The sequence below is a fragment of the Photobacterium alginatilyticum genome (assembly GCF_009910675.1).
Lineage (GTDB): Bacteria > Pseudomonadota > Gammaproteobacteria > Enterobacterales > Vibrionaceae > Photobacterium > Photobacterium alginatilyticum.
Map to the genome: position 1 here is coordinate 111,951 of NZ_RSEJ01000017.1, position 11,809 is coordinate 123,759.

The 11,809-nt window shown below is 46.9% G+C and carries 14 protein-coding genes; 4 read left to right on the forward strand and 10 right to left on the reverse strand.

All coding sequences use genetic code 11. From position 1 onward, the window contains the following. Positions 1-25 precede the first annotated feature (25 nt). Positions 26-805, forward strand: a complete 780-nt coding sequence (locus EIZ48_RS16320; RefSeq protein ID WP_192928604.1) for a nucleotidyltransferase family protein — start codon at positions 26-28, stop codon at positions 803-805. Positions 806-1,006: 201 nt separating this feature from the next. Next, complete coding sequence (locus EIZ48_RS16325) at positions 1,007-1,267, forward strand: Rho-binding antiterminator (protein WP_160653549.1); 261 nt, start codon at positions 1,007-1,009, stop codon at positions 1,265-1,267. Between the two features lie 71 nt (positions 1,268-1,338). Here the strand turns inward: EIZ48_RS16325 and EIZ48_RS16330 are convergent, their stop codons facing one another. From EIZ48_RS16330 to EIZ48_RS16340, 3 genes are all read right to left on the reverse strand, one after another. Then, positions 1,339-2,625 (reverse strand): L-cysteine desulfidase family protein, encoded by a 1,287-nt coding sequence (locus tag EIZ48_RS16330; RefSeq protein ID WP_160653551.1) that lies wholly within the window; start codon positions 2,623-2,625, stop codon positions 1,339-1,341. A 162-nt stretch (positions 2,626-2,787) separates the two neighbouring features. Further along, a complete protein-coding gene (locus tag EIZ48_RS16335; protein WP_160653553.1) occupies positions 2,788-3,120 on the reverse strand; it encodes a PM0253 family protein in 333 nt (110 codons plus the stop codon). A 148-nt stretch (positions 3,121-3,268) separates the two neighbouring features. Continuing rightward, on the reverse strand, positions 3,269-3,721 hold the full coding sequence (locus tag EIZ48_RS16340; RefSeq protein ID WP_160653555.1) for a methyltransferase family protein: 453 nt from the start codon (positions 3,719-3,721) through the stop codon (positions 3,269-3,271). Positions 3,722-3,943: 222 nt separating this feature from the next. On the opposite strand from EIZ48_RS16340, the gene EIZ48_RS16345 reads away from it, so the two are divergent. Both EIZ48_RS16345 and EIZ48_RS16350 read left to right on the forward strand, forming a co-directional pair. Next, positions 3,944-4,450, forward strand: coding sequence for a M48 family metallopeptidase (locus EIZ48_RS16345; RefSeq protein WP_160653557.1), 507 nt, complete (start codon positions 3,944-3,946; stop codon positions 4,448-4,450). 89 nt (positions 4,451-4,539) lie between these two features. Further along, positions 4,540-4,962 carry a DUF3010 family protein gene (locus tag EIZ48_RS16350; RefSeq protein ID WP_075767697.1) on the forward strand — a complete coding sequence of 141 codons (423 nt, stop codon included), beginning with the start codon at positions 4,540-4,542 and terminating at the stop codon, positions 4,960-4,962. 93 nt (positions 4,963-5,055) lie between these two features. Here EIZ48_RS16350 and EIZ48_RS16355 read toward each other — a convergent pair whose 3' ends face one another. From EIZ48_RS16355 to EIZ48_RS16385, 7 genes are all read right to left on the reverse strand, one after another. Next, positions 5,056-5,457: a ribosome recycling factor family protein gene (locus tag EIZ48_RS16355; protein ID WP_160653560.1), complete on the reverse strand. Its 402-nt coding sequence runs from the start codon at positions 5,455-5,457 to the stop codon at positions 5,056-5,058. Further along, on the reverse strand, positions 5,457-5,672 hold the full coding sequence (locus EIZ48_RS16360) for a DUF3820 family protein (RefSeq protein WP_075767695.1): 216 nt from the start codon (positions 5,670-5,672) through the stop codon (positions 5,457-5,459). The genes EIZ48_RS16355 and EIZ48_RS16360 overlap by 1 nt, the downstream gene beginning before the upstream one ends. A gap of 72 nt (positions 5,673-5,744) precedes the next feature. Further along, positions 5,745-6,359: a fumarylacetoacetate hydrolase family protein gene (locus EIZ48_RS16365; protein WP_160653563.1), complete on the reverse strand. Its 615-nt coding sequence runs from the start codon at positions 6,357-6,359 to the stop codon at positions 5,745-5,747. A 158-nt stretch (positions 6,360-6,517) separates the two neighbouring features. Then, on the reverse strand, positions 6,518-7,102 hold the full coding sequence (locus EIZ48_RS16370; protein ID WP_160653566.1) for a YceI family protein: 585 nt from the start codon (positions 7,100-7,102) through the stop codon (positions 6,518-6,520). Positions 7,103-7,177: 75 nt separating this feature from the next. Further along, positions 7,178-8,815: a methyl-accepting chemotaxis protein gene (locus EIZ48_RS16375; RefSeq protein ID WP_160653569.1), complete on the reverse strand. Its 1,638-nt coding sequence runs from the start codon at positions 8,813-8,815 to the stop codon at positions 7,178-7,180. A gap of 23 nt (positions 8,816-8,838) precedes the next feature. Beyond that, positions 8,839-9,084 carry a hypothetical protein gene (locus EIZ48_RS16380; protein ID WP_160653572.1) on the reverse strand — a complete coding sequence of 82 codons (246 nt, stop codon included), beginning with the start codon at positions 9,082-9,084 and terminating at the stop codon, positions 8,839-8,841. After that, positions 9,081-11,177, reverse strand: a complete 2,097-nt coding sequence (locus EIZ48_RS16385) for an NHL repeat-containing protein (protein WP_160653575.1) — start codon at positions 11,175-11,177, stop codon at positions 9,081-9,083. The genes EIZ48_RS16380 and EIZ48_RS16385 overlap by 4 nt, the downstream gene beginning before the upstream one ends. Between the last annotated feature and the right edge of the window lie 632 nt (positions 11,178-11,809).

An 11,809-nucleotide genomic window follows, 5' to 3' on the forward strand; every position in this document is an offset into this window, starting at 1 on the left:
GCATACCAGGAGTTGCTTGATGGATATGAAATCTGTACTTCGTACCTGCTTTATTCTTCTATTTGTTCTTGGTCGTGGCCCGGCAATGGCTGCTCCGATGACAAGCTATTCTGAATCAGACCATGAGCTGCCTTCCAATCGCTCAGAAGCCAGTAAGAAATCATTCCAGCGCAGCCTAAGTGGCCTCTACAGCATTGATAGCTGGAAAGATGAAGGGGTTGCTCAACCCTACTCAGATTTTGACCAGCTGTACCTTGCTGCTGCCCAAGCACAACAAGAGCTTGATACTGTTATTCGCGAGATCAGCCTGCTGACCAGCACCCAGGCCATTTTACCCGGGGTAAAATCAGAGCAACGAGCCAGAACCAAAGTGGAGACAGAACTTCAAGGCAATACAAACCAGATAACCGACCTGGCACGAGGTTCACTGGTAGCCGAGGATATCCCAAGCCTTGTTCAGGCTTTTGAATTGCTCAATAAAGAAGTCACTGTGGTTGCGGTAAAAAACCGCTTCAAATCACCCACAGACTCAGGCTACCGAGATTTAAAAATGCTCGTCCGCTTGCCTGAAAGCCAGCTTGTAGCAGAAGTTCAGCTTCACCTGGATGCGATATCTCTCGTGAAGAACGGTGCCGAGCATGAAATCTATGAGCAGATTCAAAAGATAGAACGCGTTGGCATACAGCAGAAACGCCCTCTTTCTGAATTCGAACTGGCACAAATCGCTCAGTTGCGAACTGTTTCGAGTAATCTTTACCAGGAAGCCTGGCAGCAGTACCTCCAGCCAGAGGTGTTAGCAAGCTAACAATAACGATGCGCTATATTCAGGGCCGCCTGGCGGCCTCTCCTTCAACATACCTATACTGCGGCGTTGCTCAATACTAAGACAACAGTGTTAATGTTGACTATTCTTTATCAAACTACGTTCAATGTGCACGGTTTAGCGTAAACCGGCACCTTCTTGTAGCTTGGGTATAGTATGAACACGTCGCTAGGAGGATCCACGATGACCCATCGTTATCAACCTATCGACTGTACCCTTCACGACTATTTCGAAATGGCTTGTGTTTACCACTATCAGGTAAAGCTTGATTTACGTGACGAGAGTTCAGTCGAAGGAAAGTGTATAACCACGGAAACTCACCCAGACAAATCTGAGTGGCTGGTATTCAAAACTGAATATCAGTATACGAAGATTCGTATGGATTGTATTAAGCGGATGTCTGCCCTTTCACCAGACGCACAATTCTCGGTCATTAACTGCTGACGAGTAAAAACACAAAGAGCGCCTAGAGGCGCTCTTTGAACCAAGATAGCTTGTAACCAAGAAACAATGGCTTACTTATGAACCATGATATCCAGGATCTGGACATCAGTCTGAGTCATCGCACCATTGGCAAGTGCCGACATATTGCGGATAGACGCATCAACATCATCAGCGACAATGCCTTCATTACCCGTTACCCGGATACCATCCAATGCCATTAGCGCAGCCTTTACTGCAGCACTGGCCGATGATGAGACTTTCATTGCACAGCTTGTTTTTGCCCCATCGCAAATGATCCCGGTAATATCACCAATCATGCTGTTAATCGCAGCACTGATTTGCTCAAAACGTCCACCGAGCAGCCAGGTCATTCCCGCAACAGCTCCCATAGAAGCCGTTGTGGCACCACAAAGCGCAGACAGTTTATTCTGATAGCTCTTGATATAAATCGCCATCAAATGAGACATCATCAATGCTCGTGCCATAGTTTCCTGATCAGCGTTCACATGCTCGGCAACAACAGCTACCGGCATTGTTGCAGCAATACCCTGGTTACCAGAACCAGAATTGCTCATCGCGGGTTTCATCGCACCATCCATCCGGGCATCAGAAGCGGCGGAAGTGCGGCAGAGTACATTCGTCAGTAGCCCGCCAGAAAGCAGTCCACGCTCAACATTTCGCTGGAACGTAGCACCTATTTGCAAGCCATAATTACCGGTCAGCCCTTCTTTGGACAGGGCATCATTGAGATCCAGTGATTCAGTAATAAACTGAATATCTTCAACAGGCACATTAAGTGCAAACTCATAGATATCGTGTGCATTCGCCTGAGCAAAAATGTTCTCTGACTGATTATCAGCCGTTGCTGCCGGCTGCGGATCAATAATAAAAACAGCATCACCGTTAACATCAATCGAAACAACGTTGGTGTGCCCGTCAGCAATAATCACCGTCGCCTGATCGGTACCATCACTAACTGTCACTTTGGCAAACAAGATATTAGACACTTGGGCAACACCCACACTAACCTGCTGCTCCAGCATCAGTTTGGCTGCCTCAACATCACCCTTGGTGATATTTTTTAATACTTCCAGCCCAGCATCTGGCTCACCCGCTAATGCGCCCACAGCTGCCGCTATCGGCAAGCCAACCATTCCGGTACCAGGTACGCCAACGCCCATGCCATTCTTCATTAGGTTGGGAGCGACATATGCTTCAACCTGGGTTGGCTTTCCCTTAAGGTGACGAGCGGCAATCGCAGCGGCCAACGCAACTGAAACCGGTTCAGTACAGCCTAATGCAGGAACCACTTCTTTCTTAACTGTTTCAATAAAACCGTTCCAGAGGTGCTTTTTCATTGTTATTACCTTCAGATAAACAGGTGGATGGTAGGGTACTGTTTTATCCCCCTTGTCTTAATATGGTTAATTTACACCTACCTGAAGGGAATTGTTTTGCCAAAAATCCTCTAAAATCAAAATCCGGGAGAAAGTTTTTCTACAGCGGCCAGCTCAAGGAAACTAGCAACCTCCGCAACTGCCACAACGCCAGTCTTCCGCATTCACAGCCTGATAAAAATACCGGAAATTATCCTCATCAATCGGAATATTCTGGGTATCAAAAAGATCCGCCAGCCAATCGATATTGGAAACAATCCATTGATCTTCTTCCTCCCCTTCGGCGTAGAGGGGATCATCCGGATCCATGAAATTATAAATACCGAAGGTACCCATATCCTTTTCAAGCTTTTCTTCCGGAATCGCTAAAAGGCTTCCCTGATATGTAATTTCCCAATGGCCCAGACACAAGGTGTTCCCTACCGATGTCCAGCGTGCTTTGAACGGATTGCCCATAGTGCTTGCTCAGGTATTAACGAAGTGGCACATAATAACCACCGCGCTAATATGGTCAATACCTCCAGAGGCTTAAACAGCCAGCACTGTGACTAGGCATAGCGACAAGGCGTAACAGTTAGGCGTAATAGCTAGGCATAGTTAGTGGTTAGCACCAACGGCGAACTTGCTCGCAGTATTGTCGATACTCTTCACCAAAAATGGCTTCCAACACATCTTCTTCCGGGCCGATTTGGAAGTTATTCATATAGAAAATAAACAGCGGGATCATCACCAAAGCAGAGAGTGCGGATAAATAAATAAAGGCAGCGATAAGAAACAATACTAACCCTAGATACATCGGATTACGTGAAAAACGATAGATTCCCGAAGTGACCAGACTTGATGCCTTATGCGGATTACGCGGATCGACGGTTGTTCGTTCTTTAGCAAATGACATAACTCCCGCCAATCCAACCAAGGTTCCACCAAGACAAAATACCAACACCAACAAAAATTGGCCCCAGAACGTAAATGTCCATAACGGCCAATACTGTGAAAGCAGATACATACCACCAAGCGTTATCAACAATACTACTGGCGGGGGCAGTTTCAAATCCATATCACCTTTTCCTCCGTAATGCATACAGTCCAAATAATTATCATGCCATGCAATCATAACCCGTTAATATCAAGTGTAATATATTTCCATTGAGTCCAGCGTTTACGCCTATCACGGCATACTACGCTTCAGGAATCGAGTAATTGATTGCTAACCAGACATCAGCGCTTTAAGATTGCCGGACCAATAACCTTATCCGTCCGACTGCTGATACCCCCTACTATGCAAAAGCTCAAGTACCTGCAAGGCTATCCCTCTTCAATTACCGATCAGGTGGCCAGCCTGATTGATTCCGACCGGCTTGAAGCATTCTTGCTAAAGAAGTATCCCCACAGCCATGATCTAACAACAGAAAAAGCCTTGTATGACTATGTGCAGGAGCTTAAATCTCAGTATCTGAAGAAATCGCCACCGGTGAGTAAAGTGGCCTATGACAAAAAAATACATGTCATCAACCATGCGCTAGGGCTCCACTCGTTTGTCTCTCGCGTTCAGGGCAACAAACTCAAGGCAAAACATGAAATTCGCATTTCGTCTATTTTCAAACATGCCCCATTGCCCTTTTTACGCATGATTATTGTCCACGAGCTTGCCCACCTGAGAGAAAAAGAACATAACAAAGCCTTTTATCAACTTTGTTGCCATATGGAGCCTGACTACCACCAGCTCGAATTCGACATGCGGTTATTTCTCACTCAGCAGGAACTGAGCGGCCCGATCTACTCCTAGTAACGTTTTGACGTTACCGGCTATAAAGATCTGACATCAGCCAAACTTTTGCCTACAATATAGCGCTAATTAGAAATTTAGGTGTTTACATGAAAATTTGTGCTGTTGAGTTAAAAAGCAACGAGGCGATTGTTTGCCTGCTTTCACAAGACAATGGGTTATTTGACATCCCTCAGTGCCGAACTCAAAAGTTCATTATGAAAGACTCTCTCGACAATACTGAAATGAGAGACTTCCAGTTCGCATTCAAAAAGCTACTAGAAGACTACCAAGTTGACGCTGTTGTGATCCGTACCCGCGAGACACGCGGTAAATTTGCCGGCAGTGCAGTAGGCTTCAAGCTAGAAGCAGCGATCCAGCTTCTCGACGGTGTTCAGGTTGATTTCATGTCAAACAACGACATCAAGCAAAAGCTGAAACGCAATCCGCTGGCTATCGATTTCCGCGATACAGGTCTGCGCCAGTTCCAGGAAGCTGCGTTCACCACTGGCTACGCTTATCTGAGTAAGTAAGCGCCTGCTAATTATTGAAAAATGGGGCTAACTGCCCCATTTTTCTATCTGATATCTACCAATGGTGTATTACTGCCTAGAGCAAATTGCTGCCTAGAACAAATCAGCGGTAAATCGGGCCAGTCTGGCCTCAGCAATAGAGCAATTAGTCATCGCCATAAGCTCTGCAAGCGTAATATTTGGATTCTTGAACACAAGCTCTTTAAGCTGTTCTTCTCGTGATTCACTGTTTTCATTAAGCGCCACAAGTCGCTCGTCAATTTTTCGTATCAGAAACTGCATCGCTTCAGGCTCCGACGTACTTAAGCCATCAGAAAACTTGCGAAGCGCACATTGCTCTCCCGCCAACTGCCAGTTTCTGGAGCGGCGAATTCGCTTCAGCTCACAACCGTAGTCCAACGCAATGCGCTTGGCCTTTTTCACATTTTCACCACCGATACGGTGAATTAATGACGGTAAGTGGGTTATGAGTACATCTTCGCTCTGGCCTTTCATTAGTCGCGCTTCAGAGGCCGTATAACCGACTCCAGCCCTTCAATTTTAAACTCAAGCGTCAAAGCCATCAGCGTGCCCAACTCTCCTTCCGGGAAGCCTTTTTTCTGGAACCACAGTAAATATTCTTCCGGCAAATCGATAAGTGCCCTGCCACTGTACTTTCCAAACGGCATTTTGACATTGGCAACCTTGATTAAGTGTTCTTTTTGAAACATAGCAATCTCCTTGCCCTTAAGCTTCGTTGATTGCATTATCATATTCAAGCAATAACCAAGCTTGCCCGCGTACTATTCCACCACCCACCGCTGACTGACAACTTCTTGGTCATTACAAACCAAAGCACCGACAAACTCAGCTCCCTGGCATATTTTTCCAACCCCCGCAGGTGTTCCCGTCATTACAATGTCACCATCTTCCAGCTGCATAAAGGTTTGCACTTCCTCAAGGATCTGCGCTGGTTTGTACATCATCAACGATGTATCGCCCTGCTGGATCAGCTCTCCATCAATATGCAAGCTCAACCCAAGCGGGGTATCACAACCAGAAATGGGAACAAACGTGCTGAACACAGCCGAACCATCGAACGCTTTACTTCTCTCCCAGGGCAGCGACTTGGCCTTCAGCTCACTCTGGACACGCCGTTTGGTCAAATCCATACCAAGCGCTGCCGCGACAAAGCGTCCCCCCTGGTATAAATAAGCAATCTCACTTTCATAATGCAGCTCATCGCCACGGTGCGTAGCAGATAGCGCTGTACCTATTGCTGAATTGGGCTTTACGAATATCACCATTTCATCCGGGATTTCGTTTCCTAACTCATGAACATGATCAACGTAGTTTCGACCAATGCAGACGACTTTGCTGGGAAAAATCAAGGAATTGTTGAAGCTTACAGTGTTCATACTTAGTCCTTTAAGCAGTATTAAGTGATAACTCAAGATCCCCCCAAACTACCTCAAGATGCTCGACTCGGCGAGAGTTAGTTACGACTATGGCTATATCACATGGAGAGAAGAACGATAAAACTGGCTGTTGCCAGCTTTATCGTTATGAAGCCTGATTATTGAATAAAGACAAGCTGCGCCGTGACAGGCACGCTAAGCAGAATGGAGTTTAATTTCGCAATGTTCCTCAATACCTCAATACCTTTGTCCAAGCCAAAAAGAGCCGATTTCACTTCGATCGGCCACGTGGTTGAAACGAGTACCCCACCGTTTTCCAACCCTGTTACCTGAAGTTTCGCCGCCAGTGTTTGCTTTAATCCATGAAGATCTAGCGAAAACTCAATATCCGCGGGCTGAGTTTTGCCGGGGATCAGTTCACTCAGCATGACAGGATCAACCTTGGCCGTCAGTGTTGCCAGCGGAAACCCTTCGGTTTCAAACAGCTCCTTCTTCATGCGCTCATCCCGAATCGAGATCTGGGTGTCGACACTTGCCAGATCGATAACCACCTTGACCTCGCCTTCTTTCGACACCGAACCGCTGATATTTCGAAAATGGTGCTGTTCTATTACCGAATCATTCTTCACAGAAATAAAGTTTACATTGGAGCTATTGCTATCCAGTTTCCAGTCAGCCAAAACACTGGCATTGAGTCCCACCAGCAATAATCCGGCTAACAGCAATCTCAAACACGCGCGCATTATGATGTCCTATTGTTGATGTTCTTATCACATCACTATAGGCCACTGATTCCTATCAACCGTATTATTATTGAGCTAGCCTATCTTAAAGCGGTTAATCATCCTCATAAGATCCACTGAGACCTGGCTCAATTCCTCACTGGCACTGGCCATCTGTGCTGATTCCTGGGAAACAGACATCGACATATCTTTCAGGCTAACGACATTACGATTGATGTCGTTCACCGTCAGGTTTTGCTCTTCTGTCGCCGTCGCAATGTGCTGGCTCATATCCTGAATAACCTGCACCTCGTCATTGATAGTATTTAGCGCTTCACCGGCAGATGCAGAAATCTTGGAGGCGTTCTCCGCCTTTTCGGCCCCTTTGCTCATTACTTTCACCGCATTTTCCGCACCACTCTGAAGCTTTTCGACGATATTCTGAATTTCCAGTGTCGACTCCTGGGTCCGCTGCGACAACGTTCGGACTTCATCGGCAACAACCGCAAAACCCCGGCCGGCTTCACCCGCACGGGCAGCCTCAATCGCGGCATTCAATGCCAATAAGTTGGTTTGCTCGGCAATACCGCGAATCACTTCTAAAACGGTATCGACATTTCGGCTATCCACAGCTAACTGATCAACCACTTCACTGGCTTTACCGATATCTTCAGCCAACAGGTTAGCCTCAGAAATATTATTATTAATGATTTCCATACTACCCTGAGTCTCTTTAGCCGCCGAGATACTCGAATCATTGGCCTCTACTGTTCTCCTGCTTACCTCCTCGACGGTGGCCAGCATTTCTGTCATTGCCGCAGCAAGTTGCTCTACATCATTCTGCTGCTGATTCAAATTATCATCGACGGTATTAATCGACGAGGACATCTGGTGTGCCGACGTTGAGACCTGCTCACCGACTACACTGATATTTTGCATAATGCTCTGTATGGAGCAGACAAACTGGTTGAAGTGACGGGCAAGATCAATCAGCTCTCGGGTCCCCTCTTCTTCCAACCTCTGCGTTAAGTCCCCTTCGCCCTTCGAGAGTGCTTCCATCGCATTGACGGTTCGTTTAAGCGGAGAAGTAATAGAGCGAATAAAGAAAGTTACGATCAGCGACAGTACAGCAAGAATAATTGCAGCATTGATCATTGAAACGACTTCGGAACGATGAATATCGGCCTGCAACGCTTCCATGTTCATTCCACTACCCACTAACCATTGCCATGGTCCAAACTCTACAGCGTAACTGGTTTTCGGCTCCAGCAGATCTTTGTCATGGCTATTCGTCCAGACATAATCAACAAAACCGCCACCCTTACGTCCCTGAACATAGAGCTCCCGGACAAAACTGAACCCATTCGGGTCCTTGAGCCCCAAGGTGTTCTTGCCTACTAGTGACGGAACACCACTGGTCAGCTGGACACCCTGGTTATCACCGACAAAAATATAATTACCGTTATCGAAGCGCATCGCTGCTATCGCTTCCAATGCGGCTTCTTTGGCCTGCGGCTCCGTCAGTGCTCCAGATACACTAAGCCCATGATAGTGTTCTACAATACCCACGGCACTTTCTACCAGCGTTGCAACGCCTCGCTCATAGTTCTCCCGCATATGCTCACGCGTCTTCGCTGCATTGATCAATGTGCTGGTCACTAGACCGACGGCAAATAATGCGAGGATCACCCAAACACGCGTTGCGATAGTCACACTTGATAACTTGTTCTTCATAACACTATTCCTTATGGTCATCCCTAACGCTCATTAGGACCGGACACATGCTTGTCACCGAAACATCGGTGATGATGGCGATGCAATTCCTGCAGTTTCCTCTTACACGCATCAACATCCTCTTCCCCGGATAAATGGCTGATAACCTCATCAAACCTAAGCATTAATTGTTCCGAATGCTGGCGAGACTTCTCACAAATGACATCCTCGGTCGAATTCTGCTTATGCTTCAGCCGTTTGTGTTGTGCACGCTTAAATACATTGCTCATCCTGATACCTCCGCCAATTTCTTGTTCTTATCAAAGTGGTAAACATTGATTCGGTTCAAGGCGCAGTCCGGCAGGTACACCTTGCTGTTATTAACATGCAGCAGATACGGCATCCACAGCTGGCCTTTGCCCGGATCGGCACCAAAGCCACTGAAGCTGTCGACAAAATTTCCCTCAAGATCGAACACCTTTATTGAACGATTCACCAAATCGGAGATAAACAAATGACCCGAGTCGTAGTCGATACTGGTCGGTAGCAAAAAGTTGTCGTTGCTGACACCGTATCCTTCCTGGCCGAAACTCCATTTCCACTGGTTATCAGCGTCATATACCTCGATGCGGTTATTGAACTGATCAGTGATATAGATAAGGCCATCTTGGGTAGCGGCAATATCGGACGGAGTATGAAACTCGCCATGTTCGGCTCCGAGCTTACCGAATACGCCGACTAAACCCGGCTCACCCTTATTGTCAATTCGCCAGCGTGAGATTCGGTGGTTACCCGAATCGGCAATGAGAATGTCATTCGTTGCCGGATCTATCGTAATGCCCTGTGGTTTATTGAGCTGCGAGGGCTCGTCCCCCAACCCGCCAAAAAAGGTGTAAGGCACCAGCTCACCGATGCGGCTGTCATATTGAAGTAGAGAGACAATGCCGCTTAAATAGTTGCCCACAACTATCATCGGGACTTCATGGTCAACCTGTCCAGGTAAGGGCATCTTAGGCTTATAGGCCGCAATTCCCAGCGAGCCGGGCAACATCGGGAGGCTGACTGGCGATGCCGAGTCGGCCTCGCCGTTATCACTGGCCTGAAGCTGATAATTTCCGGCATCGACCATCCAAAGCAATGTCTTCGGGTCTTCAAACCTGTCATTCATAATCACCCTTAGCCACGTCTGCTGCCAGCGCTGAACCCACTCAGACTGGGCGGTCACCGCCAGGTTCAACCACGACGGCATACCGGCGGGCTGCATCGCTTTAAAAAACTGCTCCTGAAGGGAAAAATGGTGGGAAAGCCAATTTTCAATCAACGGATACTTTTGTCGATAGTGCTGATCATCAGGTTGAGTGATCCCCCCCGCCACTGCAGTGACAAAATGAAACTGACCGGGGCTCCCCCTATCATCACCAACCGTTTTAACGACCCTGCTTTCACCGATATAGCTCTTACCGACAGACAGCTCACGGCAAGAAGGCAAGCTAACGTGATGAAGTTGAAGCGAGGCCAAAATGGGCTCGGTAATTAACAGCTGGTCCCTGTCGTTCATTTGAGTGATCTGAATAGGTGCAAAGAAGCCATCAAGCGTACCTTGCAGCTCTCCGTCTAGATCGTATATTGATATGGCATTAGCCTTTGCCCCCGGTATCAGGATCCGGTTTTGAATCACTGAGACATCTCGTGCCAGCTCAAGACCATCGATATAGCATTTACCATTGTCAGCAAAAGGTCGCCCTTTACCATGCCAATCACAACGGACGACCGTATCAAAACCGGTATTGGCGACATATAGGAATCCGTCAACATCCATACTCAGACCCTGCGGCCACAGAAGATGAATAGGCTCCTTACCGCCTTCAATCTCATGAATGGATCTTAAGTACTGACCCGCTTCAGAGAAAATAGCCAGCCGACTGGCACCACCAGCTCCCTCATAAAACTCATCTGCCACACAGAGCTCGCCCTGATAGAATGCCAGACCATTGGGACCTTTTAAGTCGACTTCTGCTTCATTGCCAAATTGATGGATAGACTGAACAGAGAGGCTGGCATCGTAGTGTAAAATGTGGATTCGCTGATTACCGATATCACTGACATAGATCCAATTTTTAGTCGGGTGAGCAAGCAAGCGAAATGGCATGTTGAACTGCTGAGGCCCTTTCCCCGTCGAACCAAACTGGGCCAGGACATAATTCAGCTCACTATCAAAAACCAGAATACGATTATGGGCAGTATCGGCAAGCCAGACATTACCAAAGTGATCCAGACAACTTCCTACTGGAGTGTTTAGCGATACATGACCTTCTATCGGGCAAGGAAGTGCTGGCAGCTGTGCACCCACACTGCCAATATATGACTGAAATTCTATTCCCATCTTCTAACCTACTGACTCTTTTATTAAAAGAACACTTCTTATGTGTTTAATTACATAATAGGTAGCAATAGAAAGCTGGATCCCTATTTGAAATAACAATATTTATAAAGTTTGAACTAGCTCAACAATTGAACAGCTTTGACTGAAAAGGAAATCATCATTTTCACGTTATACCCTGTGGGAATACAAGGTGTTTACTGAACGGTATAACAATAGGAGAGAAACAGCGTTGGCAAGCGCCAGACATGGCGAGAAAGAGTAAAGAGAAAGGAAGAATAAAAGAGGCTGCTATCCGCTTCATGCGCGACACCAACATAGCCCCCAAATCTGTTACCAGACAGGTGCTGACTATGTCAGTGTAACGGTGAAGAAACGTAAGGCAAACGCTCTTTGTTAGGCAATTTGACGCTGTGGTTCAGGGAGTAATTCCGCAGCGATACGCTTGAGCAAGAATGTCTCACGCTCTATCGACATCCCTTTTTTATGGTTCTTCGCAGATTAGCGGGAACTGAAAACAAAAACGGTAGTAAGTGATATGGTTTAGTCGCCAAACAAAAACCTACACAAACTACCGTTTTCATGTCGAATAATACTTTCCTATCTTCCTTCTGGGAAGGCTTTCAGATTATAAA